At 71.4% G+C, this 24,950-nt stretch carries 20 protein-coding genes and 1 pseudogene; 11 read left to right on the forward strand and 10 right to left on the reverse strand.

Annotated elements, in window-relative coordinates:
• Positions 1-57 precede the first annotated feature (57 nt).
• From ACFY3I_RS14245 to pgi, 6 genes and pseudogenes are all read left to right on the forward strand, one after another.
• A complete protein-coding gene (locus ACFY3I_RS14245; protein WP_390860767.1) occupies positions 58-1,269 on the forward strand; it encodes a phosphoglycerate kinase in 1,212 nt (403 codons plus the stop codon).
• Positions 1,270-1,274: 5 nt separating this feature from the next.
• A complete protein-coding gene (gene tpiA, locus ACFY3I_RS14250) occupies positions 1,275-2,051 on the forward strand; it encodes a triose-phosphate isomerase (protein WP_365283381.1) in 777 nt (258 codons plus the stop codon).
• A 142-nt stretch (positions 2,052-2,193) separates the two neighbouring features.
• Complete coding sequence (gene secG, locus ACFY3I_RS14255; RefSeq protein ID WP_351733361.1) at positions 2,194-2,424, forward strand: preprotein translocase subunit SecG; 231 nt, start codon at positions 2,194-2,196, stop codon at positions 2,422-2,424.
• A 210-nt stretch (positions 2,425-2,634) separates the two neighbouring features.
• On the forward strand, positions 2,635-2,970 hold the full coding sequence (locus ACFY3I_RS14260) for an RNA polymerase-binding protein RbpA (protein WP_003976875.1): 336 nt from the start codon (positions 2,635-2,637) through the stop codon (positions 2,968-2,970).
• A 123-nt stretch (positions 2,971-3,093) separates the two neighbouring features.
• Positions 3,094-3,294, forward strand: a pseudogene (locus ACFY3I_RS14265) (MFS transporter); the annotation flags it as partial.
• Positions 3,295-3,641: 347 nt separating this feature from the next.
• Positions 3,642-5,294: a glucose-6-phosphate isomerase gene (gene pgi, locus ACFY3I_RS14270; protein ID WP_390860768.1), complete on the forward strand. Its 1,653-nt coding sequence runs from the start codon at positions 3,642-3,644 to the stop codon at positions 5,292-5,294.
• Positions 5,295-5,393: 99 nt separating this feature from the next.
• Here the strand turns inward: pgi and pgl are convergent, their stop codons facing one another.
• The 5 genes from pgl to tkt are packed head-to-tail and all read right to left on the reverse strand — an operon-like array spanning position 5,394 to position 12,097.
• Positions 5,394-6,176, reverse strand: coding sequence for a 6-phosphogluconolactonase (gene pgl / locus ACFY3I_RS14275; RefSeq protein ID WP_365283387.1), 783 nt, complete (start codon positions 6,174-6,176; stop codon positions 5,394-5,396).
• Positions 6,173-7,336 carry a glucose-6-phosphate dehydrogenase assembly protein OpcA gene (gene opcA, locus ACFY3I_RS14280; protein WP_390860769.1) on the reverse strand — a complete coding sequence of 388 codons (1,164 nt, stop codon included), beginning with the start codon at positions 7,334-7,336 and terminating at the stop codon, positions 6,173-6,175. The genes pgl and opcA overlap by 4 nt, the downstream gene beginning before the upstream one ends.
• A complete protein-coding gene (gene zwf, locus ACFY3I_RS14285) occupies positions 7,333-8,856 on the reverse strand; it encodes a glucose-6-phosphate dehydrogenase (protein WP_365283391.1) in 1,524 nt (507 codons plus the stop codon). The genes opcA and zwf overlap by 4 nt, the downstream gene beginning before the upstream one ends.
• A gap of 1 nt (position 8,857) precedes the next feature.
• A complete protein-coding gene (gene tal / locus ACFY3I_RS14290) occupies positions 8,858-9,976 on the reverse strand; it encodes a transaldolase (RefSeq protein WP_390860770.1) in 1,119 nt (372 codons plus the stop codon).
• Positions 9,977-10,009: 33 nt separating this feature from the next.
• Entirely contained in the window at positions 10,010-12,097 is a 2,088-nt protein-coding gene (tkt, locus tag ACFY3I_RS14295) for a transketolase (protein WP_390860771.1), read from the reverse strand.
• Positions 12,098-12,475: 378 nt separating this feature from the next.
• On the opposite strand from tkt, the gene ACFY3I_RS14300 reads away from it, so the two are divergent.
• The 4 genes from ACFY3I_RS14300 to ACFY3I_RS14315 all read left to right on the forward strand — a co-directional run bounded on the left by ACFY3I_RS14300 (position 12,476) and on the right by ACFY3I_RS14315 (position 15,842).
• Positions 12,476-13,432: a heme o synthase gene (locus ACFY3I_RS14300; protein WP_365283397.1), complete on the forward strand. Its 957-nt coding sequence runs from the start codon at positions 12,476-12,478 to the stop codon at positions 13,430-13,432.
• A gap of 58 nt (positions 13,433-13,490) precedes the next feature.
• Complete coding sequence (locus tag ACFY3I_RS14305; RefSeq protein ID WP_390860772.1) at positions 13,491-13,829, forward strand: hypothetical protein; 339 nt, start codon at positions 13,491-13,493, stop codon at positions 13,827-13,829.
• A gap of 151 nt (positions 13,830-13,980) precedes the next feature.
• The gene (locus ACFY3I_RS14310; protein WP_390860773.1) at positions 13,981-15,087 is read left to right on the forward strand and encodes an amidohydrolase family protein; all 1,107 of its coding nucleotides are present in this window, start codon (positions 13,981-13,983) and stop codon (positions 15,085-15,087) included.
• Positions 15,088-15,104: 17 nt separating this feature from the next.
• Complete coding sequence (locus ACFY3I_RS14315) at positions 15,105-15,842, forward strand: nucleotidyltransferase (protein ID WP_390860774.1); 738 nt, start codon at positions 15,105-15,107, stop codon at positions 15,840-15,842.
• Here the strand turns inward: ACFY3I_RS14315 and ACFY3I_RS14320 are convergent.
• The gene (locus ACFY3I_RS14320; RefSeq protein ID WP_365283405.1) at positions 15,797-16,816 is read right to left on the reverse strand and encodes a COX15/CtaA family protein; all 1,020 of its coding nucleotides are present in this window, start codon (positions 16,814-16,816) and stop codon (positions 15,797-15,799) included. The genes ACFY3I_RS14315 and ACFY3I_RS14320 overlap by 46 nt on opposite strands.
• Before the next feature lie 25 nt (positions 16,817-16,841).
• Complete coding sequence (locus ACFY3I_RS14325; RefSeq protein ID WP_390860775.1) at positions 16,842-19,574, reverse strand: tetratricopeptide repeat protein; 2,733 nt, start codon at positions 19,572-19,574, stop codon at positions 16,842-16,844.
• Positions 19,575-19,747: 173 nt separating this feature from the next.
• Here ACFY3I_RS14325 and ACFY3I_RS14330 point away from each other — a divergent pair, with 173 nt between their 5' ends.
• Complete coding sequence (locus tag ACFY3I_RS14330) at positions 19,748-21,076, forward strand: glycosyltransferase family 4 protein (RefSeq protein WP_390860776.1); 1,329 nt, start codon at positions 19,748-19,750, stop codon at positions 21,074-21,076.
• Here ACFY3I_RS14330 and ACFY3I_RS14335 read toward each other — a convergent pair.
• The 3 genes from ACFY3I_RS14335 to ACFY3I_RS14345 form a co-directional block, all read right to left on the reverse strand.
• Entirely contained in the window at positions 20,992-23,103 is a 2,112-nt protein-coding gene (locus ACFY3I_RS14335; protein WP_390860777.1) for a glycogen debranching N-terminal domain-containing protein, read from the reverse strand. The two genes, ACFY3I_RS14330 and ACFY3I_RS14335, sit on opposite strands and share 85 nt — an antisense overlap.
• Before the next feature lie 88 nt (positions 23,104-23,191).
• Positions 23,192-23,962, reverse strand: coding sequence for an ABC transporter permease (locus ACFY3I_RS14340; protein WP_390860778.1), 771 nt, complete (start codon positions 23,960-23,962; stop codon positions 23,192-23,194).
• Complete coding sequence (locus ACFY3I_RS14345) at positions 23,959-24,882, reverse strand: ABC transporter ATP-binding protein (protein WP_365283415.1); 924 nt, start codon at positions 24,880-24,882, stop codon at positions 23,959-23,961. The genes ACFY3I_RS14340 and ACFY3I_RS14345 overlap by 4 nt, the downstream gene beginning before the upstream one ends.
• Between the last annotated feature and the right edge of the window lie 68 nt (positions 24,883-24,950).

The raw sequence follows: 24,950 nt of genomic DNA on the forward strand, positions 1-24,950 counted from the left end.
CTACGGTTCGATCAGCCCTCGTACGATCAAGAGCCCTCCTGTAGGAGTCCCCAAACCATGAAGACGATCGACGAACTCCTCACCGAAGGGGTCGACGGCAAGCGGGTCTTCGTCCGCGCCGACCTCAACGTGCCGATGTCCGACGGCCTCATCACCGACGACGGCCGCATCCGCGCCGTCCTGCCCACCGTCAAGGCCCTCGCGGACGCGGGCGCCAAGGTGGTCGTCGCCTCCCACCTGGGCCGCCCCAAGGGTGCCCCGGACCCCAAGTTCTCCCTGCTCCAGGCCGCCGAGCGGCTCGCCGAACTCCTCGGCGCCCCGGTCGCCTTCGCCCAGGACACCGTCGGCCCCGCCGCCCACGACGCGGTGAACGGACTCGAGCCCGGCCAGGTCGCCGTCATCGAGAACCTGCGCTTCAACGCCGGTGAGACCTCGAAGGACGACACCGAGCGCGGCGAGTTCGCCGACCGGCTGGCCGCCCTCGCGGACGTCTACGTCGGCGACGGCTTCGGCGCCGTGCACCGCAAGCACGCCTCCGTCTACGACCTCCCGGCCCGGCTGCCGCACTACGCCGGCTACCTGATCGCCACCGAGGTCGGCGTCCTGAAGAAGCTCACCGAGGACGTCAAGCGCCCCTACGTGGTGGTGCTCGGCGGCGCCAAGGTCTCCGACAAGCTCGCCGTGATCGACGAGCTGCTCGGCAAGGCCGACCGCATCCTCGTCGGCGGCGGCATGGTCTACACCTTCCTCAAGGCCAAGGGGTACGAGGTCGGCAGCTCCCTCCTCCAGGAGGACCAGCTCGCCACCGTCACCGAGTACCTGGAGCGCGCCGAGAAGACCGGCGTGGAGATCGTCCTGCCGGTCGACACCTTGGTCGCCCCCGAGTTCCCGGACCTGTCGGGCAAGGCCCCGTCCCACCCGAGCACGGTGGCCGCGGACGCCATGCCGGCCGGCCAGATGGGCCTGGACATCGGCCCGGAGACCGGCAAGCTGTACGCCTCGAAGCTCGCCGACGCCGCCACCGTCTTCTGGAACGGCCCCATGGGCGTCTTCGAGCACCCCGACTACGCCGCGGGCACCCGGGCCGTCGCCCAGGCCCTCGTCGAGTCCAAGGGCCTCACCGTCGTCGGCGGCGGGGACTCCGCAGCCGCCGTGCGCATCCTCGGCTTCGACGAGAACGCGTTCGGACACATCTCGACCGGTGGCGGCGCCTCCCTCGAATACCTCGAGGGCAAGACGCTCCCCGGCCTCGCCGCACTGGAGGACTGACCCACATGAGCACGCGCACGCCGATCATGGCGGGCAACTGGAAGATGAACCTCAACCACCTCGAGGCCATCGCGCACGTCCAGAAGCTCGCCTTCGCCCTGGCCGACAAGGACTACGAGGCCGTCGAGGTCGCCGTCCTGCCGCCCTTCACCGACCTGCGCTCCGTGCAGACCCTGGTCGACGGCGACAAGCTCAAGATCAAGTACGGCGCCCAGGACCTGTCGGCGCACGACTCCGGCGCCTACACCGGCGAGATCTCCGGCCCGATGCTGACCAAGCTGAAGTGCACGTACGTGGTCATCGGCCACTCCGAGCGCCGGCAGTACCACGCCGAGACCGACGAGATCGTGAACGCCAAGGTCAAGACCGCCTACAAGCACGGTCTGACCCCGATCCTGTGCGTCGGCGAGGAGCTGGAGGTCCGCGAGGCGGGCAACCACGTCTCCCACACCCTGGCCCAGGTCGAGGGCGGTCTGAAGGACGTCCCGGCCGAGCAGGCCGAGTCCGTCGTGATCGCCTACGAGCCCGTCTGGGCCATCGGCACCGGCAAGGTCTGCGGCGCCGGGGACGCCCAGGAGGTCTGCGCGGCGATCCGCGCCAAGCTCGCCGAGCTGTACAGCCAGGAGCTGGCCGACCAGGTCCGCATCCAGTACGGCGGCTCGGTCAAGGCCGGCAACGTGGCCGAGATCATGGCGCAGACCGACATCGACGGCGCGCTGGTCGGCGGCGCCTCGCTGGACGCCGACGAATTCGTCAAGATCGTGCGTTTCCGCGACCAGTGAGCAGACCCGAGAGTAGGCGGTAGCGGCGATCCGTCGTACCCTTGCGGGGCCGAAACTGTTATTGGATCCGCGTTCCCGGATTCAACAGGGGATTCGGCCCCGCAGTCCATCCGTTTCCGAGGAAGTTGGTCCAGCCGTGGTTTTGGGGTTCTCGATCGCCCTGATCGTCTTCAGCCTGCTGATGATGCTGCTGGTGCTGATGCACAAGGGCAAGGGCGGCGGCCTTTCCGACATGTTCGGTGGCGGCATGCAGTCCTCCGTCGGCGGCTCCTCGGTCGCCGAGCGGAACCTGGACCGGATCACCGTGGTGATCGGTCTGCTGTGGTTCGCGTGCATCATCGTCCTCGGCATGCTGATGAAGACGAACAGCTGATCCGCGACTCGCACACACGCACAATCCGCACGTAAGGCCCCATGTTCGGTACGCGCACCTGAGCGCGGCCTATCATGGGGCTTGCGTCTAGGTGCGGGGGCGGTAACTCCCAACACTGGACGCGCGTTGGGCCTTACGTAGACTGAGGCGCTCGCAACGAAGCGACACGCCGACTCGCTTCGCGGCACCATCACGCAGGGAGTTACGACCGTGGCAAGTGGCAACGCGATCCGGGGCAGCCGGGTCGGGGCGGGGCCGATGGGCGAGGCCGAGCGCGGCGAGTCCGCGCCGCGTCTGCGCATCTCCTTCTGGTGCTCCAACGGACACGAGACGCAGCCGAGCTTCGCCAGCGACGCGCAGGTGCCCGAGACCTGGGACTGCCCGCGCTGTGGCTTTCCGGCCGGCCAGGACCGGGACAACCCGCCGGACCCGCCGCGCACCGAGCCGTACAAGACGCACCTGGCGTATGTACGGGAGCGGCGCAGCGACGCGGACGGCGAGGCGATCCTCGCCGAGGCGCTCGCCAAACTGCGGGGCGAGATCTAGGAGTTGAGAACCGGTCGGGTGCCCGAGGGCGCCTGGCCGGAGCCGTCTTCACGGCCGGGCCCCGGGCCGTTGTCAGTGGTGCCCTCTACGGTTTGTCCATCGGCGAACCGTGAGGGGGCGGTGATGACGGTGGAGGAGCGGACACCCGCGTGGCGCGGGGGATCCGGACGGCGGTGGACGGCCGCCGTGGTCTCCCGGTCCGGGGACGCGCTACGGACCTCGGCGCTGCCCCCGTCGGCCGCGCGCCCGACCGACGCCCCCCTCGCCCTCGCCTCCGTGACCGCCTGCGGCTACATGCCGTGGCTGCTGTTCGGACTGCTCGGCGCGATGAACACGGTGTGGCACGTCCACAAGGTCACGCTGATGCAGCAACGCGCACCCGAGTCGACGACCGGCCGCATCGCCGCCGCCCTCCGCACCTTCTCCACCTCCGGCGCGCCGCCCGGCGTCCTCCTCTGCGGCGCCGTCGCCGGGGCCTGGAGCCCGAACGGGCCCGCGCTGCTCGCGCCGGCCGTCACCTCGTTGATACCGGTGCGTCGGCCGGACGTACCTGTTGTTGCGCCGCGGGACAGCGCGACGGCGGGCCGGGCCCCGAGCTGATCAACTAGGTTGGGACGGCAGCGGCGCAGGCAGGCAACAGGACAGGTGCAAGGAAGAAGGCTGAAGTCGCAATGAACGCAGACGGCCGTACCAGGCTCAACCAGACGCCCGAGTGGACCGCGCTCGCCAAGCACCGGGAGGAACTCGCCGACACCCATCTGCGGGACCTGTTCGCGGCCGACCCGGCGCGCGGCACGGGCTACACCCTCCAGGTCGGTGACCTCCACATCGACTACTCGAAGCACCTGGTCAACGACGAGACACTGCGGCTGCTGCGCGAGCTGGCCGCCGCCACCGACGTCTTCGGCCTGCGGGACGCCATGTTCCGCGGCGAGAAGATCAACGTCACCGAGAACCGGGCGGTGCTGCACACCGCGCTGCGCGCCCCGCGGGACGCGGTGGTCGAGGTCGACGGCGAGAACGTCGTACCGCAGGTGCACGCGGTCCTGGACAAGATGAGCGGCTTCGCCGACCGCGTCCGCTCCGGCGAGTGGACCGGGCACACCGGCAAGCGCATCAGGAACGTCGTCAACATCGGCATCGGCGGCTCGGACCTCGGTCCCGCGATGGCCTACGAGGTGCTGCGCAGCTTCACCGACCGCGACCTCACGGTCCGCTTCGTGTCCAACGTCGACGGCGCCGACCTGCACGAGGCCACCCGCGACCTGGACCCGGCGGAGACGCTGTTCATCGTCGCCTCCAAGACGTTCACCACGATCGAGACGATCACCAACGCCACCTCGGCCCGCAACTGGCTGCTCGGCGAGCTGAAGGCCGGTCAGGAAGCCGTGGCCAAGCACTTCGTGGCCCTGTCGACCAACTCCGAGAAGGTCACCGGCTTCGGCATCGACCCGGAGAACATGTTCGAGTTCTGGGACTGGGTCGGCGGCCGCTACTCCTACGACTCCGCGATCGGCCTGTCGCTGATGATCGCCGTCGGCCCGGACCGCTTCCGCGAGATGCTCGACGGTTTCCACCTGGTCGACGAGCACTTCCGCACCGCCCCCGCCGAGTCCAACGTCCCGCTGCTGCTGGGCCTGCTGGGCATCTGGTACGACAACTTCCACGACGCGCAGACGCACGCCGTACTGCCCTACAGCCACTACCTGTCGAAGTTCACGGCCTACCTCCAGCAGCTGGACATGGAGTCCAACGGCAAGCACGTGGCGCGGGACGGCAAGGTGGTCGAGTGGACCACCGGCCCGGTCGTCTGGGGCACGCCCGGCACCAACGGGCAGCACGCCTACTACCAGTTGATCCACCAGGGCACGAAGCTGATCCCGGCGGACTTCATCGGCTTCGCCGAGCCCGTCGCCGAGCTGAGCGGTGAACTCAGGGCGCAGCACGACCTGCTGATGGCGAACTTCTTCGCCCAGACGCAGGCGCTGGCCTTCGGCAAGACCGCCGAGGAGGTCCGCGCCGAGGGGGTCCCGGAGGAGCTGGTCGCGCACAAGACCTTCGAGGGCAACCGCCCGACGACCACCGTCCTCGCCCGCGAGCTGACCCCGTCGGTCCTCGGCCAGCTCGTCGCCCTCTACGAGCACAAGGTGTTCACCCAGGGCGCGGTCTGGAACATCGACTCCTTCGACCAGTGGGGCGTCGAGCTCGGCAAGGTCCTCGCCAAGCGCGTGGAACCGGCGCTGACCGAGGGCGCCGAGGTAGCGGGGCTGGACCCGTCGACCAAGGCCCTGGTGACCAAGTACCGGGAGCTGCGCGGGCGGTAGGGCGCAAGGCCCGGCATGAGAGAACCCGTACGGCCGACGGGCCGTACGGGTTCCTCGGGGGGTTCCGCTCAGGACTTCGCCAGGTCCCGTCAGGTCCCGTCAGGGCGAAGCCGGCGGGTACAGCGAGCGGGGCAGCTGGGCCGCCGCCGCCGCGTCCAGGAGCCACAGGGTGCGCCGGCGGCCCCGGGCGCCCGCCGCCGGGGCCTGGATCTCGCCCGCGCCCGAGAGGGCGATGGCGACGGCCTCGGCCTTGTCCTCGCCCGCCGCCAGCAGCCAGACCTCGCGGGCCGAGCGGATGGCGGGCAGGGTGAGGGAGACCCGGGTCGGCGGCGGCTTCGGGGAGCCGTGGACCCCCACCACCGTGCGTTCCGTCTCCCGGACCGCGGGCAGCTCCGGGAAGAGCGAGGCCACGTGGGTGTCCGGGCCGACGCCCAGCATCAGGACGTCGAAGGTCGGCACCGGCCCGTGGTTCTCGGGACCGGCCGCCGCGGCCAGCTCCGCCGCGTAGGACTCGGCCGCCGCCTCCACGTCCGTGCCCCAGGGGCCGTCCGACGCGGGCATGGCGTGCACGCGCTTCGGGTCCACCGGGACCTGGTCGAGCAGGGCCTCGCGGGCCTGGGTGTCGTTGCGTTCCGGGTCGCCCGTGGGCAGGAACCGTTCGTCGCCCCACCACAGGTCGAGCCGGCTCCAGTCGATGGCGTCGCGGGCCGGAGCCGCGGCGAGGGCCGCGAGCAGCCCGTTGCCGTTGCGGCCACCCGTGAGGACCACGGACGCCTCGCCCCGGGAGGCCTGGGCGTCCACGATCTTCGTGATCAGGCGCGCCGCGGCGGCCTGCGCCATCAGCTCCTTGTCGTGATGCACGACCAGCTGGGGAGTGCTCATGTCGCCTTCGCCCTCTTCGTCAGCGGCGGCCGTTCCTGGGGCGCCGCTTCTGTCGTGGGAGCCTCGGCAGCGGCTTCGGGGGCTGCTGCCGCGCGGGTGACCGGTTCTCCTTTGGCCGGCGCCTCCGCGGCCGGGTCGGGCTGCGCGGCCGGGTCGGCCTGCGCGGCCGAAGCCTGCGGATCCGCCGGTTCCGTGACCGCCGTCGGAGAGGCGGGTTCCGTGACCGCCGTCGGAGAGGCGTTCAGCCGCTCCACGCCGAACCGCAGCGCCGACGCGTAGGTATCGTCCGGGTCGAGCCGCCGCAGTTCCTCCGCGATCAGCTCGGCCGTCTCGCGCCGCTTCAGCGCCACCGCCCGGTCCGGCTGACCGTCGATGGACAGCGTGGCGAGCGAGCCGTCCGCGCGGTCCAGCGCGATCGCTCCCTCGCTGGTCCGCATCCGGACCGCCGTCAGCCCGGGGCCGGACGAGAGGGAGCGCTTGACGGGGACGTCCAGCCGTTCCGCGAGCCACATCGCCAGCAGCTCGCAGCTCGGGTTGAACTCCTCGCCCTCCACCTCGACGGCCTTGACCTCGCAGACCACCTGGTCCAGGGCCGCCGCCAGCATCGAGCGCCACGGCGTGATCCGGGTCCAGGACAGGTCCGTGTCGCCGGGGGTGTAGGTGTCCGCGCGGGCGGACAGCTCCCGTACCGGCTGCTCGGAGGAGTAGGTGTCGGTGACCCGGCGCTGGGCGAGGGCGCCCAGCGGGTCCTTCGCCGGGTCGAGCGGGGCGTTGACCGGCCACCAGACGACGACCGGGGCGTCCGGCAGCAGCAGCGGCAGCACCACCGAGTCGGCGTGGTCGGCGACCTCGCCGTGCAGCCGCAGCAGCACCGTCTCGCCGGAGCCCGCGTCCGCGCCCACCCGGACGTCGGCGTCCAGGCGGGACGCCGTGCGGTCGCGGGGGGAACGGGAGACGCGCTTGATGACGACCAGGGTGCGCGAGGGGTGCTCGTGCGAGGCTTCCTCGGCGGCCTTGAGGGCGTCGTACGCGTTCTCCTCGTCGGTGACGATGACGAGGGTGAGCACCATGCCCACGGCGGGCGTGCCGATGGCCCGGCGGCCCTGCACCAGCGCCTTGTTGACCTTGCCGGCCGTGGTGTCCGTGAGGTCTATCTTCATGGCCGGCGCCAGCTCCGTCCGTCTCGTGCGAGCATCTCGTCGGCCTCGACGGGACCCCAGGTGCCCGACTTGTACTGGGCGGGCCTGCCGTGCTGGTCCCAGTACTCCTCGATCGGGTCGAGGATCTTCCAGGACAGTTCGACCTCCTCCGTGCGGGGGAAGAGGTTGGCGTCACCCAGGAGCACGTCCAGGATCAGCCGCTCGTAGGCCTCCGGGGACGACTCGGTGAACGACTCGCCGTAGGCGAAGTCCATCGACACGTCCCGGATCTCCATGGAGGTGCCGGGCACCTTGGAGCCGAAGCGGACGGTGATGCCCTCGTCGGGCTGGACGCGGATGACGATCGCGTTCTGCCCGAGTTCCTCCGTCGCCGTGTGGTCGAAGGGGGAGTGCGGGGCCCGCTGGAAGACGACGGCGATCTCCGTCACCCGGCGGCCGAGCCGCTTGCCGGTGCGCAGGTAGAAGGGGACGCCCGCCCAGCGGCGGTTGTCGACCTCGACCTTGACGGCGGCGTAGGTGTCGGTCTTCGACTTGCCGTCGATGCCGTCCTCTTCGAGGTAGCCGATGACCTTCTCGCCGCCCTGCCAGCCGGCCGCGTACTGGCCGCGCACGGTGTGCTTGCCCAGGTCGTCGGGGATCCGGACCGCGCCGAGCACCTTCTCCTTCTCGGCGGCCAGCGCGTCCGCGTCGAAGGAGGCGGGCTCCTCCATCGCGGTCAGGGCCATCAGCTGGAGCAGGTGGTTCTGGATGACGTCACGGGCGGCGCCGATGCCGTCGTAGTAGCCGGCCCGGCCGCCGATGCCGATGTCCTCGGCCATGGTGATCTGCACGTGGTCCACGAAGGACCGGTTCCAGATCGGCTCGAACATGGTGTTGGCGAAGCGCAGCGCCAGGATGTTCTGGACGGTCTCCTTGCCGAGGTAGTGGTCGATCCGGAACACCTGGTCCGGCTCGAACACCTCGTGCACGACCTTGTTGAGCTCCTCGGCCGACTTCAGGTCGTGGCCGAAGGGCTTCTCGATGACCGCGCGCCGCCAGGAGCCGCCGCTCTGGTCCGCCAGCCCGTGCTTCTTGAGCTGCTGGATGACGACCGGGAAGGAGCGTGGCGGTACGGACAGGTAGAAGGCGAAGTTGCCTCCGGTGCCCTGCGCCTTGTCCAGCTCCTCGATGGTGGAGCGGAGCCGCTCGAACGCGTCGTCGTCGTCGAAGGTGCCCTGGACGAAGCGCATCCCCTGGATGAGCTGCTGCCAGACCTCCTCGCGGAACGGGGTGCGGGCGTGTTCCTTGACGGCGTCGTGGACCTCGGCGGCGAAGTCCTCGTTGGCCCACTCGCGGCGGGCGAAGCCGACCAGGGAGAAGCCCGGCGGCAGCAGACCACGGTTGGCGAGGTCGTAGACCGCGGGCATGAGCTTCTTGCGGGAGAGGTCGCCCGTGACGCCGAAGATGACCAGACCCGACGGTCCCGCGATACGCGGGAGCCGTCGGTCTGCGGGGTCACGCAGCGGGTTGCTGCTCGACAATTTAGCCCTCCGAGGGGGCCAGGCGCTCCAGCTCCGCCTGGGTCGACTTGAGCAGGTCGTTCCAGGAGGCGGCGAACTTCTCGACGCCCTCGTCCTCCAGAACCTGGACCACGTCGTCGTACGAGATGCCCAGCCGCTCGACTGCGTCGAGGTCGGCGCGGGCCTGCTCGTAGGTGCCGGTGATCGTGTCGCCGGTGATGCCGCCGTGGTCCTCGACCGCGAGGAGGGTGGCCTCCGGCATGGTGTTGACCGTGTTCGGCGCGACCAGGTCGTCGACGTACAGGGTGTCCTTGTACGCCGGGTCCTTGACGCCGGTGGAGGCCCACAGCGGGCGCTGCTTGCGGGCGCCCGCGTTCTCCAGCGCCTGCCAGCGGTCGGAGGAGAAGACCTCCTCGTACGCCTGGTAGGCGAGCCGGGCGTTGGCGACGGCGGACTTGCCGCGCAGCGCCTTGGCCTCGTCGGTGCCCAGGCCGTTCAGGCGCTTGTCGATCTCGGTGTCCACCCGGGACACGAAGAAGGACGCCACCGAACGGATGAGCGAGAGGTCCAGGCCGCGCTCCTTGGCCTTCTCCAGGCCGGTCAGGTACGCGTCCATGACCTTGCGGTAGCGCTCCAGCGAGAAGATCAGCGTGACGTTGACGCTGATGCCGAGGCCGATGACCTCGGCGATCGCCGGCAGACCCGCCTCGGTGGCCGGGATCTTGATGAGCGTGTTGGGGCGGTCCACCAGCCAGGCCAGCTGCTTGGCCTCGGCGACGGTCGCCCTGGTGTTGTGCGCCAGGCGCGGATCGACCTCGATCGACACCCGCCCGTCCTGGCCGTCGGTCGCGTCGTAGACCGGGCGCAGGATGTCGGCGGCGTCGCGGACGTCCGCCGTGGTGATCATGCGGATGGCCTCTTCGACGGTCACCTTGCGGGCGGCGAGGTCCGAGACCTGCTGCTCGTACCCGTCACCCGAGGAGATCGCCTTCTGGAAGATCGTCGGGTTGGTGGTGACGCCCACGACGTGCTGCTGGTCGATCAGCTCGGCGAGGTTGCCGGACGTGATCCGCTTGCGCGACAGGTCGTCCAGCCAGATCGCGACGCCTTCTTCGGAGAGGCGCTTGAGTGCGTCTGTCATGGAATTACATCTCCTACGTGTCGTATGTGAGCGTCAGCGCTGGGCGGCGGCGATGGATTCCCGGGCCTTGGCGGCCACGTTCTCGGCAGTGAAGCCGAACTCGCGGAAGAGCACCTTGCCGTCCGCGGAAGCACCGAAGTGCTCCAGGGAAACGATGCGGCCGGCGTCCCCGACGTACTTGTGCCACGTGAGACCGATGCCCGCCTCGACCGACACACGCGCCCGGACGGACGGCGGCAGGACGCTGTCCCGGTACCCCTGGTCCTGCTCGTCGAACCACTCCACGCAGGGCATGGAGACGACCCGGGTGCGCACGCCGTCGGCCTCCAGCTGCTCGCGCGCCTCGACGGCGACGTGCACCTCGGAGCCGGTGGCGATCAGGATGACCTCGGGGGCGCCGTTCGACGCCTCGAAGAGGACGTAACCGCCCTTGACGGTGTCCTCGTTGGACTCGTACACCGGCACGCCCTGGCGGGTCAGCGCCAGACCGTGCGGAGCGCCCTTGCCGAAGACCTTGGTGTAGCGGCGGAGGATCTCGCGCCAGGCGATCGCGGTCTCGTTGGCGTCCGCCGGACGGACCACGTTCAGACCGGGGATGGCGCGCAGCGAGGCGAGGTGCTCGACCGGCTGGTGGGTCGGGCCGTCCTCGCCCAGACCGATGGAGTCGTGGGTCCACACGTACGTCACCGGCAGGTGCATCAGCGCCGACAGCCGCACGGAGTTGCGCATGTAGTCGGAGAAGACGAGGAACGTTCCGCCGTAGACACGGGTGTTGCCGTGCAGGGTGATGCCGTTCATCTCCGCGGCCATGGAGTGCTCGCGGATACCGAAGTGGATGGTGCGGCCGTACGGGTCGGCCCCCGGCAGCGGGTTGTCCGCCGGCAGGAACGAGCTGTCCTTGTCGATGGTCGTGTTGTTCGACCCGGCGAGGTCGGCGGAGCCGCCCCACAGCTCGGGGATGACCGCGCCGAGGGCCTGGAGCACCTTGCCGGAGGCGGCGCGGGTGGCGACGCCCTTGCCGGGCTCGAAGACCGGGATCTTCTCCTCCCAGCCCTTGGGCAGCTCGCCGGCGGCGATGCGGTCGAATTCGGCCGCACGCTCGGCGTTGTTGTCACGCCACTGCTGGAACGACTTCTCCCACTCGGCCTTCGCGGCCGCGCCGCGCTCCCCGGCCTGCCGGGTGTGCGCGATGACCTCCTCGGCGACGTCGAAGTGCTTCTCCGGGTCGAAGCCGAGGACACGCTTGGTGGCCGCGACCTCGTCGTCGCCGAGCGCCGAGCCGTGGGCGGCCTCGGTGTTCTGCGCGTGCGGGGCGGGCCAGGCGATGATCGAGCGCATCGCGATGAAGGACGGCTTGTCCGTCACCTTCTTCGCGGCCTCGATCGCGTTGTAGATGGCGTGCGGGTCCAGGTCGCCGTCCGGCTTCGGGGCGATGCGCTGGACGTGCCAGCCGTAGGCCTCGAAGCGCTTGACGGTGTCCTCGGAGACCGCCGTCTCGGTGTCGCCCTCGATCGAGATGTGGTTGTCGTCCCACAGCAGGACCAGGTTGCCGAGCTTCTGGTGGCCGGCCATCGAGGACGCCTCGGCGGAGATGCCCTCCTGGAGGCAGCCGTCACCGGCGATGCAGTAGACGAAGTGGTCGAAGGGGGACTCGCCCTGCGGCGCGTCCGGGTCGAACAGGCCGCGCTCGTAGCGGGCGGCCATGGCCATGCCCACCGCGTTGGCGACACCCTGGCCCAGCGGGCCGGTGGTGGTCTCCACGCCCTTGGTGTGGCCGTACTCCGGGTGGCCCGGGGTCTTGGAGCCCCAGGTCCTGAAGGACTCCAGGTCGTCCAGCTCCAGGCCGAAGCCGGCCAGGTAGAGCTGTGTGTAGAGGGTCAGCGACGAGTGGCCGGCGGACAGCACGAAACGGTCGCGGCCCACCCACTCGGGGTCGGACGGGTCGTGCCGCATCACCTTCTGGAAGAGGGTGTACGCGGCCGGTGCCAGGCTCATCGCCGTACCCGGATGGCCGTTGCCGACCTTCTGTACGGCGTCGGCGGCCAGGACGCGGGCGGTGTCGACGGCCCGCTGGTCCAACTCGGTCCAGTCGAGGTCTGTGGTGGTCGGCTTGGTGCTCACCCTGGGTCAGGGCTCCTCTCCACATGTTCGGTTACCGGTCCACGGGCACACGCCCGCACCGGCTGCCGGTGCACTGGGTGCCCACCGGCCGCTGTCGAGCCTACCCCCGTAAGGACGTGCGTTTTTTCGAGTGTTTCCAGACTGCCGGGCCTTGCGGGGATCCGCCTCCCGACTGGCCGGGAAGGCATTCGGCACATGAATACGCAGCCGCTCATCTGACTGCTCAACCGAGCCCTTCGCGGCCTCTCCCGAGACGTCCGCCAACACGACCCCACCCCCGCGAAGGTCGGGGTATGGGCAACGTCTAAGGTGGCGTGGTACGCGCGAGCCTTCACCGTGAGTTCATACGGCGGGGCTCGCTGGGAGTCTCTGTCAGGGGTGTGCGTGACGGCCGTCGAATCCCGTCCAGCCGGGGTGCTCGGTGCGAGCGAGAGCCCGAGTCACCGGCCGCCGATCGGGGCCCGTGTCAAGGCTTTCGTGGCGCTGACCAAGCCGCGGATCATCGAGCTGCTGCTCATCACCACCGTTCCGGTGATGTTCCTGGCGCAGCGTGGCGTGCCGGACATGACACTGGTGCTGCTCACCTGCGTCGGCGGGTATCTCTCCGCGGGCGGCGCGAACGCGCTCAACATGTACATCGACCGCGACATCGACGCGCTGATGGACCGCACCTCGCAGCGGCCCCTGGTGACCGGCATGGTCAGCCCGCGCGAGTGCCTCGCCTTCGGTGTCACCCTCGCGGTCGTCTCCACGCTGCTGTTCGGGTTCACCGTCAACTGGCTGAGCGCCTGGCTGTCACTCGGAGCGCTGCTTTTCTACGTCGTCGTCTACACGATGATCCTCAAGCGCCGTACCTCCCAGAACATCGTGTGGGGCGGCATCGCCGGCTGCATGCCGGTGCTGATCGGCTGGTCGGCCGTGACGGACTCGCTCTCCTGGGCGCCGCTCATCCTCTTCCTCGTCATCTTCTTCTGGACGCCGCCGCACTACTGGCCGCTGTCCATGAAGGTGAAGGACGACTACGCGCGCGTGGGCGTGCCCATGCTCCCGGTCATCGCCTCCAACAAGGTGGTCGCCAAGCAGATCGTCATCTACAGCTGGGTGATGGTCGTGGTGTCGCTGCTGCTGACCCCGCTCGGTTACACGGGCTGGTTCTACACGGCGGTCGCGCTGGCGGCGGGCGGCTGGTGGCTCTGGGAGGCGCACGCGCTGCAGAACCGCGCCAAGTCCGAGGTGACGGGCGGCAAGCTCAAGGAGATGCGCCTGTTCCACTGGTCCATCACCTATGTGTCGCTGCTGTTCGTCGCGGTGGCCGTCGACCCCTTCCTGCGCTGACACAGGTCACACCGCCCTGCCCTCGCCAGTCGATCTACTGGTGAGTAGCATCCTGTCCATGGCAGACACGCAGCAGGTTGAGCCGGACCAGAAGGCGGACAAGAGGGCCGAGCGCAAGGTCGCGCGCCTCGCCAGGCAGATCGCCACCTTCGCCAAGGCCCACGGCGGCGCCGAGGGCCAGGTGGCCTACATCGGCGAACGCGGCGCCCGCATCGTCCTCGTCGGCGAGGACGGCGGCTGGGGCGACCTGGTGGCCCCGTCGTACGAGATCGCCGAGCAGGCGGTGGCGCAGTCCGGCATCACGGTCCACGAGTCCTTCGACGGCGAGTTCGCGGCGAAGGTGACCACGGGGTCGTACGAGTGGAAGCGGATGGCCGGCATCCAGATCGGCGGCTGACCAGGCGCCCCTCGGGGGCGCGGGGAACGGCGCGAGCGACCGCGTACGGCCCGTGGCCTCCGATCGGCCGGTACCCACCCCCCGGACCGCGACCTCAGTCCCCGTTCACCCGTTAAGACGGTCAAGCAGCCGTCGTCCACGGGGAGCCCGGATGATCGACACGCCGTCCTTGGTGGACCAGTACTGCCACGGCGTCCTCCGTACGGAGCTCGGCCTCGGCACCTTCGAGGCGCAGCTCGCCCGCACCGAAGGCCCTCCCGCCCCCGGCACCACCCTCTTCGACACCCAGACCGGTTTCGCGGTACGACGCTGGTGCCCGCCGCTGCTCGGCCTGGAACCGCACTGTCCGCCCGCCCGCTACCTGGCCCGGCGCCGTGAACTCGGTGTCCTGGAGGCGGGCCGCCGGCTCCTGCGCGGCAGCGGCATCACCACCTACCTCGTCGACACCGGCCTCCCCGGCGACCTCACCGGCCCCGCCGAACTGGCCTCGACCGGCGCCGCCCAGGCCCGCGAGATCGTCCGTCTGGAACTCCTGGCCGAGCAGGTCGCCGACACCTCCGGCACCGTCGAGTCGTTCCTGGCCAACCTCGCCGAGTCGGTGCACGGCGCGGCGGCGAACGCGGTGGCCTTCACCTCCGTCGCCGGACTGCGGCACGGGCTCGCGCTGGCCCCGGAGCCGCCCGGCCCGGGTGAGGTGCGGGGTGCCGCGGGCCGCTGGCTGGCCGACCGCCGGGTCGGCGGCGAACTGACCGACCCGGTCCTCCTGCGGCACCTGCTGTGGATCGCCGTGGCCTCCGGCCTCCCGCTCCAACTGCACGCGGGCCTCGGCGAGCCCGGGACGAGGATCGACCGCACCGACCCGGTCCTGCTGACCGACTTCGTCCGGGCCACCGCGGGCCTGGGCACCGACCTGGTCCTGCTGCACGGCTACCCCTACCACCGCCACGCCGCCCACCTGGCCGGCGTGTTCCCGCACGTGTACGCGGACTCGGGCGCGGCCCTGGTGCGTACCGGCGCGCGGGCCGCGACGATCCTCGCCGAGATCCTGGAGCTCGCCCCCTTCGGCAAGATCCTCTTCTCCAGCGGCGCCCACGGCCTGCCCGAGCTGCACGTCGTCGGCGCCCGTCTCTTCCGCGAGTCCCTCGACCGGGTGCTCGGCGGCTGGGTCGCCGAGGACGCCTGGTCGCCGGCGGACGCGCGGCGCGTGGCCGGACTGATCGCGGCGGGCAACGCGAGACGGGTGTACGGGCTCGGCTGACCGTCCAGACTGGGCGCATGGAAACCGAAGCGTTGCTCGCCCGGTTCGTCGGCGGCCTGACCGCCCTGGACCCGGTCGCCGTCTGGGCACACGGGTCGCTCGCCGGCGGCGACTACCAGGAGGGCCGCAGCGACCTGGACCTGATCGCGGTGCTGCCGGGGCCGGTGACCCCGGCCGTCGTGTGGAAGGTCGCCGTGCTGCACGCCCGCCTGCGCCCGCTGCCGCTGGCCACCGGACTGCACTGCACGTATCTGACCCCGGGGACCGCGGACGACGTCACCGGCCGCCACCTGACCTGGGCGCACGAGCAGTTGTTCAAGCGGCCCGTCACCCCGGTGACCCGGCGCGAGCTGCACGCCTTCGGGCGGGTGCTGCACGGCCGGCCGCCGGCGGAGCTGCTGCCACCGGTCGCGGACCGGGAGCTCGCCGCCTACGTCGTCCGCGACCAGCGGGACTACTACCGGCCCGCGCTGGACAACGCGGCGCTGTGGACCCGTGACGTCTGGGTCGACCTGGGCATGATCACCTTCGCCCGGGCCACCGTCACCGCGCGCGAGGGACGGCTGATCTCCAAGGGCGAGGCGCTGGACCTGCTGCCCGGACTGGGGGCACCCGCCGAGGTCGTCGAGGACATCCGCCGCCGTCGCTACGACCACCCGGCGCCGCCCACCGAGGAGTGGACGGCGCGCCGGGCCCGGCTGACCCGCGACTACCTGGGACCGGCGATCGACGCGCTCACCGCGTCGTACGACTGAGCGGGCAGACCCGCCGTCACCTCGGCGCGCTCCCGCAGGGACAGCAGGACCCGCAACACGCCGATCCACACCAGGCAGGAGCCGAACATGTGGAGGCCCACCAGGACCGTGGGCAGGTGCGTGAAGTACTGGACGTAACCGATCACGCCCTGACCGAGCAGGATCAGGAACAGGTCGCGGACGCGGTCACGCGGCCCCTGGGGGGCGTTCACGCCCTTGAGGAAGAACCACAGAGCGAAGGTCAGCGAGACGACGATCCACGCGAACACCGCGTGCAGCTCGGCCACCCCCGACCAGCTGACGTCGATCCGCTCCACCTCGCCCGAGTCACCCGGGTGCGGGCCCGCGCCGGTGACCACCGTGCCCGCGGCGATGAGCAGCAGCGACACCACCACCAGGGCCCAGACCAGCTGCTGCACGGCCCTGCCGACCAGGAGCCGCGGCTCCCCGTCGCCCTCACGTGTGCGCTGCCACATCAGGGCGGCCACCGTGATCAGGGCCGTCGCCAGCAGGAAGTGCGCGGCCACCGTGTACGGGTTCAGGCCGACGAGCACCACGACGCCGCCGAGGATCGCGTTGCCCATCACGATCCAGAACTGCGCCCAGCCCAGCCGGGTCAGGCTGCGCCGGTGCGGCTTCTCGGACCGGGCGGCGATGATCGCCCAGCCGACCGCCGCGCACAGCACGTAGGTCAGCATGCGGTTCGTGAACTCGATGGCGCTGTGGTAACTCAGCGCGGTCGTCGGGGTCAGCGAGCCGTCGGTGCACTCGGGCCAGGTCGGGCATCCGAGACCGGAGCCGGTCAGCCGCACCGCGCCGCCGGTGACCACGATGACCACCGACATCACGAGTGCGGCGAGGGCCGCGCGCCGGACGGTCCGGGGATCCGGCGTCCAGCGGTCGGCGATGAAGGCGAGCGGGTTGCGCACGGCCGCTACGGCATCGGCGGGGGTCAGGTTCGGCACGCGCACCATCGTAGGGCGCCGCTTGTGCACGAATTCACGTGGGTGCCCCGCCCGGCGTGGTCGCCGGCTGTGACGCGGGCGGCGACCCGCAGCCCGGCGCCTCCCTGATCCGCCGGGCGCGGCCGCGCAGCCGGGCCCTGGCGCCCGCGTCCGTGGCGCACTCCGCCAGGCGCTCGTACACGGCGACCAGGGAGGGATGCCGGTCACCGAGACGGGTGAGGAAGATCTGTTCGGCCAGCCGCAGGGTCCCCTCGGCGTCGGCGTCCTCGCCCGTGGAGAGGGTGACGGTCCCGCCGGTCGCGATCAGCACGGCGCCGAGGCGGGAGAGGGTCTTGGCCCGGTAGGGGTGTCCGGGGTCGTAGGAGTTCGAATAGATCGCCTCCGCTTCCAGCAGGGCGTCCAGGGCCTCCTGGTGACGCCCCTGGGCCAGCCGGAGGGAGCCCAGCTTGTTCAGGCAGGCCGCGTACTTGTGCTCCTCGCTCTCCCGGCGCTTGAAGTGCAGCTCCACGACCGGCCCGAGCAGGGCGTCCGCCTCGTCGAGCCGGCGCCGCGCCTCGCGTCTCATCCGCAGGCGGCGCATCGGGTGGTGGGTCTCCCGGGCCCGGGCGCGCGTCTCCTCGCCGCGGCGCCGCAGGACGTCCGCCAGGAACTTGCAGACCTGCGAGGTCTCGAAGTCGTCGGTGCCGCGGTTGGCTTCGAAGACCGTGAGTGCGGCGCGGAGCTCGCGTTCGGCGGTCTCCAGGTCGCCCCGGTCCTGCGCGACGACGGCGCGGTCGCGCCGGAGCATCGCGAGGAAGACCAGGTGGTCGCGGGGTTCCTCGCTGCTGCGGCTGGGGACCAGCTCCCCGGCCCTGGCATAGCGTTCGAGCGCCTTTTCCAGCCGGCCCGCGTTGCGCTGGATCATGCCGGCCTCCTGTTCGGCCTGGGCCCGGTCGAGGTCGTCCCAGCGGGCCTCCGGGCGCTCGTACAGGGAGATGGCCTGTTCCATCGCCCGCAGCGCCTCGGTGAATTTGGCCCGTTCCCGCAGGATCCCGCCGAGCAGCTGCCTGCCCTTGGCCTGGAGCGGCAGGAACGCGGGGACGTCCGCGTGACTCCCGCAGGCGAGCAGCGCCTCACGGCACTCCTCCTCCGCGGTCGCCAGCTGCGCGAGCCGGTAGCGCTGGGTGGCCACGGACAGCAGGGCGGTCGTGCGCCCCAGGTCGTCGTCTGCGTGCAGGCCGCGCAGGACCGCCTCCTTCTCGAAGTAGTCGAGGGCGCGTTTCCACTCGCAGCGGTGCTCCTGGTACTCGCCGACCCGGTGCAGCAGCCGTGCCAGGGCCTGGGGATCGCGGGCCGCGCCGAACTCGTGGTCCCCGGCGTCGGCCGCCCAGGCCAGCTCGGCGGTCACCGCCACGACGTGCGGCATCAGCCCCTCGCACACGATGCGCTGGTCCAGCTGCCAGGGCCGCTGGGGGAAGGCCGCCTCGAGAAGCTGGACGGCGGCCTGCGACCACAGCATCCGCGACTCCTCGTCCATGCCCTGGCGGACCTGGAACTGCACCTGGGGGTGCATGGCGTAGGTGACGGTGCCGAGCCTGCTGTCCCCGGTGCGGCGCAGCAGCGAGTAGTCGGACAGCCGGCGCACCGTCCGGTTGAAGGCGGCGGGATCCTCCATGACCTCCCGTAAGGGGGAGGGGACGACCGCCGGATTGCGCAGCAGCATGTCCTTGCGCACGTCCTCCGAGGCGAGGAAGGAGCACAGCCGCATCAGGTCCTCGGCCACCGGGTCGGCCGCCGTCACCCGCTCGAAGGCGAGCCGGAAGGTCACGGCGACGACACCGCGGCTCACCGAGAGGTCGGGCAGCCGGCGCAGGTACTCGGGTACGGAGATCTCCGTCCCCGCGATGTAGGCACCGGCCTGCTCCAGCGCGAGGGGCCACCAGTGCAGCTGGGTGCCGAGTTTCTCGAGCTGCCCGTCGCTGCTCTCGCCGTCCACCCGGGCCCTGAGGAAGGCGAGGCCGTCCGACGTCCCGAGGTCGGACAGTTCGATCAGGGCCGCGACGGCGCGGTGCCGCTCCCAGCCCTCCCGCTGCTGGGTGGTGATCACGACGTCGCCCTGTCCGGCCCGCGGCAGCAGGGACTGGCGTGCGTCCTCGCTCTCCTCGTCCAGCGGCCCGATGCTGCCCCGCTGCACGTCGTCGTAGACGAGCAGCCAGCCGGGGGAGTCCCGCAGCTTTCCCCAGAGCCGGTTGAGCATGACGTTCTGGGAGTCGTGCTCCGGAATGCCGAGGCAGGCCGCGAGTTCCAGCAGGTCGCTCCTGAGCCGCTCGTAGCTGGACGCCGACAGCCACCACACCAGGGACCGCTGGTGCCGCAGCCGTCCCTCGGCGTAGGTGGCGGCCAGCTGGGACTTGCCGGCGCCGGCGGGGCCGTGCACGACGGCGATCCTGACACCCGCGTTGCGCCGCCCGGGCCGTAACGCCTCCGCGATGTCCGAGAGTTCCTGCTCCCTTCCGGTGAAGTAACGCGACGGGTCGGGCAGATTGGGCGGCGGGACGTACAACGTCCCCGGCTCGGAACCCTCGTCGGGGGACTGCGTCGTACGCGGGTGGACGACGAAGTACCCGGAGATCGCGGAGATGCCGCCGAGCACGCCGGCGCTGGTGGCCAGCTCCACGAGCCGCGTACCGTCGGTGTCCTGCGCGATGACGGAGAGGAAGATCGCCACGGCCCCCGTGACGGAGCTGAGGACGGTCTTGAACAGTCTCTTATCGGGCAGTATCCGCATGACGCCTCCCCCGGCGATGCCCGTGCTGTAGCGTCCCATTCTCCTCGCCGGTTCGGCCGGCAGCCAGAGCAACTGCGCGGAACCAGTCGGCGTCTATTCAGTGTCCTCTCCTGGTACTAGGTCGTTAGCCCGGCGTTCGTTTCGGGCATTCACTACGACCACACGGAGGCGCGGTGCAGCGGCAGCAGACGGGGCTCGACAGGGAGGGGTCCGGTCCGGAGCGCCTTCTGCACATCGGTCTGGTCCACTGGTCGTTCCCGCCGTGTGTGGGCGGCGTCGAGACCCATCTCTGGGAGTACTCGCGCGCGTTGGCCGCCCGCGGGCACCGCGTCACGGTGTTCTCCGGGACCAGGGATCCCCAACAACCGTGCGACGGCGTCGAGATGCGGGCACACCGGCTGCTCGACCTGTCCGTCCCGCGCCGGGACGACGAACGCGACGTACGGGAACTCGCCGACTGGTTCCGCCCGCACCTCACCCGCGCCGCTGATCCCGTCCGCCTGGTGCACGGCCACAACCTGCACCACTTCTCCAGCGTCCCGGCCCGTGCGCTGAAGAGCCTCCGGGAAGAGCTGGGGCTGGTGCTGCCGCACACCTACCACAGCATCTGGCGCCGGCCCCAGGACGAGGAACTGGCCCGGGAGTGCGCCGTCTGGGACGTTCACCACGCGGTGTCGGACTTCCTCGTCAGCGAGTGCGCCGCCGTCCTGGGGGAGAAGGTGGACCGCACCTATCTGGGTGTGGACACGAAGTCGTACCTGAGCGTTCCCGAAGTGGGGGAGACCGGCCCGCGCCCGGTGATCCTGCTGCCCGCCCGGCTCATCCCCAACAAGGGCGCCACGGTGGCGATCGGGATGCTGCGGAAGATCATCGACCTCGGCGGGAAGCGGGCGGACGGCGGTCCCCGGCTGCGCCCGCGTCTGGTCCTGACCGATCCGGCCTCCACGGTCGACTTCCATCACGAGAAGGGCGCCTTCCGTGACGAACTGGAGCGCCTCGTCGACGCCGGCGGCTTCCGGCGCGGCGCCGAACCCGACGTCGAGTTCCGGCAGGCCGGTGTCGACGACATGCGCAAGCTGTACGAGGAGGCGGCGGTCGTCGTCTACCCCTCCCGCTTCGACGAGCCCATGGGACTCGCACCGCTGGAGGCGATGTGCGCGGCCCGTCCCGTGGTCGCGACCGGCGTCGGCGGCCTCGGCGAAGGGGGCAGCACACTCGTCGAACCGCGCGAGGGCGAGACCGAGGACGAGCTGGCCGCCCGGTTCGCCGCCGTGGTGTGGCCCCTGCTCACCGAGCCGGACCTGGCCAGGAGGGCCGGACAGGCCGCCCGCGAACACGTCCGGATCCGCTTCGACCTGGAGCGCGCCTACGTCGAGCCCATGCTCCTCGAATACGGGCGCCTGCTCGGCCCCGCTCCTCAGAGCGTCTCGTACCGCCAGCCCGACGGCAGTTCGGAGATCCGGCAGCCGGCCGTCTCCATGACCTCGACGGTCAGCGGCTGACCGTCGAGCACCAGCCCGCGCACCACGAGCGGCTGCCGCGTCGCGGGCCGGACCGTCAGCGTCCGCCGGGCGGCGTCGGGCCGCAGGCCCAGCAAGGCGGCGAGGACGGCCACCCCGGACGCCGCCGACCAGCCCTGCGGCCGGCAGGCGGCTGGATAGGCCAGCGGTGCGGGGGAGCCGTCGCTCCGCGCGTCGCCCCCGTACAGCTCCGGCATCCGGTATCCGAAGTGGGTCCCCGCGTCGAGCAGGCCGTCCAGCAGGGTCCGCGCCTCGTCGGGGCGGCCCGCCGCGCAGAGCCCGCTCACCGCGATCGCCGTGTCGTGCGTCCACACCGAACCCCCGTGATAGCTGAGGGGGTTGAAACCGGGCACGGTGGCCGACCGGCTGCGCAGGCCCCACCCCGAGTTGAGCTCCGGGGCGGCGAGCCAGGCGGCGACGTCGCGGCCGCCGTCCTCGTCCAGGATGCCCGTCGACAGCAGCTGGCCCATGTTCGAGGCGGGGCCGCTGACGGGGGTGGGGCCGGACCCGACCGCGATCGCGACGTAGCGGTCGGCCGGGCCGTGCGGCGAGGGCAGCCAGAACAGGTCGGCGAAACGCTTCTTCAGTGCGGTGGCCCAGTTCAGCAGCCGTTGGGCCGCGTCGCTCCGGTTCCGGTGGCCGAGCAGCGCGGCCAGGCCGATGGCGGCCTCGTACGCGTACCCCTGGACCTCGCACAGCGCCAGCGGTGGCTCGATGCGGCGGCCCTCGGCGTCCCGCACCGCGTCCTCGCTGTCCTTCCACGACTGGTGACGCAGGCCCCCGGGCCGCGGGGTGTAGCGCAGCAGCCCGTCCGGGTCCTCGGCGGTGCGTTCCAGCACCCAGTCCATGGCCCGTTCCGCGTACGGCAGCAGGGCGTCGACCTCGGCGTCCGGGAGTCCCCAGTGCCACGCCTCCACCAGCAGGGTCACGAACAGCGGGGTGGCGTCGACCGAACCGTAGTAATGGGAGGGGAGCACCAGGCCGTGGCCGTGCCTGGCCTCCGCGGGACGCAGCTCGTGCAGGATCCGGCCGGGCGCCTCCTCCCGGAAGACGTCGTGCACCGTGCCCTGCCGCCGGGCCAGCGCCCACAGGGTGCCCCGGGCCAGGTCGGTGCCGAGCGGCAGCAGCATCCGCGCCGACCAGATCGAGTCCCGGCCGAAGAGCGTCAGGTACCAGGGGCAGCCCGCCGCGATGAACTGGTCCTCGGCGGCGCCGGCACCGCCCAGCGGATCGGCCAGCCGCAGCGCGCCCAGGTCCCGCAGTCCCCGCCGTACCAGGTCCCGCAGCCGTGGGTCGTCCGTGTCCACGACCGGTTCGCTCCAGGGGGCGGGCTCCCGCGGACGCACCGGCTGCCCGGTCGGGCCGCGTACCGCGCGGCCGGTGACGGTGACCGTCAGCCGCCACGACTCGCCCGGACCGAGGACCACCGGCGACCAGGTGAGGGTGCCGCCCTCCGGGCCGCCGGCGACCGCGGCGCCGACGGCCGAGGCGGTGGCACGGATCTCCGCGCGCCCGGAAGCGGAGCGCCACCGCAGTCCCGTGCCGTCGCCCGCCGGGGCGCACAGCACCGGCGGCCGGCGGCGGCCCCGCTTCACGTCGGCGATGTCGGCCAGGTCCGTCGCCGCGGCCAGTTCCACCCGCAGCCGGCGCTCGGTGGTGCCGACGTTGCGCAGCGAGATGGTCTCGCCCTCGCCGGCGGTGCGGACGCGCTCGACTATCACCGTCGGGTCGTCGGTCCGGTCCCGCGGATCACGGTGGACGGCGGTGAACCGTGCCTGGTGCGGGCCGAGCGGCTGCACGCCGATGGGCTCGGGCTCCCGGTCGTCGAGCAGCAGGCACAGCGTGTGCAGCAACCGGCGGTCGTGGTCGTAGAAGCCCTGGACATGCGCTCCGCGCAGCTGTCCGTCGCGTGGCGAGGCGGCGAAGGCGGGAGCGTCGACGCAGATGACGACGTCGTGCAGCAGGGGCTGGAGCGACCGTGGTGCCGAAGAGTCCGCGGATTCGAACACGGAGGGGGGTCTTCCCGCTGCGTGCGTCTCTCATTCGTACGGGTGACACAAAGGTGTCACCCGCCGCACCCCACCGGCCCGGACCCGGTCATTCCCAGCGGAAGAACCGACCCGCCGCCCCCAGCCCCACGACCGCCCACACCGCGAGGACGCCCAGGTCGGCCCACGGCGTTCCGGCGCCGTCGCGGAGCACGTCGCGCAGGCCGTCCGAGAGGGCGGAGATGGGGAGCAGCCCGAGTACGTCCTGGGCGCCGCCGAACCTGTCCAGCGGGACGATGACCCCGCCGGCTACGAGCAGCAGCAGGAACACCAGGTTGGCCGCCGCGAGCGTCGCCTCCGCCCTGAGGGTGCCCGCCATCAGCAGGCCGAGGCCGGAGAACGCGGCCGTGCCGAGGACCAGGAGGAGCAGGACGGCCAGCGGGTTGCCGTGCGGGGACCAGCCGAGGGCCAGCGCGATCACCGTCAGCAGGATCACCTGGAGGATCTCGGTGACCAGGACCGACGCCGTCTTCGCCGTCATCAGACCCCAGCGGGGCAGCGGCGAGGAGGCGAGCCGTTTCAGGACGCCGTAGCGGCGTTCGAAGCCGGTCGCGATCGCCTGGCCGGTGAACGCCGTGGACATGACCGCGAGGGCGAGCACGCCGGGCGCCAGGAAGTCGACCGCCTTGCCCGCGCCGGTGTCCACGACGTGCACCGAACTGAACAGGACGAGCAGCAGGGTCGGGATGACGACCGTCAGCAGGAGCTGCTCGCCGTTGCGGAGCAGCATCCTGGTCTCCAGGGCCGCCTGCGCCGCGATCATGCGTGGCAGCGGGGCGGCCCCCGGCTTCGGGGTGTAGGTGCCCGTCGCGGTGGTCATGAGCGCAGCTCCTTGCCGGTCAGCTCCAGGAAGACGTCCTCCAGCGTGTGCCGTTCGACCGAGATGCGGTCGGGCATCACCCCGTGCTGGGCGCACCACGAGGTCACGGTCGCCAGCAGCTGGGGATCGACCTTGCCCATCACCCGGTAGGAGCCCGGGGTCAGCTCGGCGGCCGAGGAGTCGGCCGGCAGCGCCTTGAGCAGCGAGCCGACGTCGAGGCCGGGGCGGCCGGTGAAGCGCAGGGTGTTCTCGGCGCCGCCCCGGCACAGCTCCTCGGGGGAGCCCTGGGCGATCACCCGGCCGGCGTCGATGACGGCGACGTCGTCGGCGAGCTGCTCGGCCTCGTCCATGTGGTGGGTGGTGAGGATGACCGAGACGCCGTCGGTGCGCAGGTCCCGCACCAGGTCCCAGGTGGCCCGGCGGGCCTGCGGGTCGAGGCCGGCGGTCGGCTCGTCGAGGAAGACCAGTTCGGGGCGGCCGACCACGGCCATGGCGAGCGCGAGGCGCTGCTGCTGGCCGCCGGAGAGCCGGCGGTAGGAGGTGCGGCCGCAGCCGCCGAGGCCGAGCCGCTCGATCAGCGTGTCCACGTCCAGCGGATGGGCGTGCAGCCTGGCCACGTGCCGCAGCATCTCGTCCGCGCGGGCGCCGGAGTAGACCCCGCCGGACTGGAGCATCACGCCCACTCTGGGGCGCAGCTCGGCGGACTGGCGCACGGGATCGAGGCCCAGGACGCGCACCGAGCCGGAATCCGGTCTGCGGTACCCCTCGCAGGTCTCGATCGTCGTCGTCTTGCCCGCTCCGTTGGGGCCGAGTACGGCGGTCACACCGGGGCGGGCCACCAGGTCGAGGCCGTCCACGGCCGTTTTCGTGCCGTACCGCTTCACCAGGTCCCGCACCTGGACCACCGGCTCACTTCGCATGGGGACAGAGTCTAGGTACGCCTGCCGTCACCCGGACGGCCGGGTACTGGATGTACTCCTCACGGGGT

Source organism: Streptomyces sp. NPDC001068 (assembly GCF_042897315.1).
Taxonomy (GTDB): domain Bacteria; phylum Actinomycetota; class Actinomycetes; order Streptomycetales; family Streptomycetaceae; genus Streptomyces.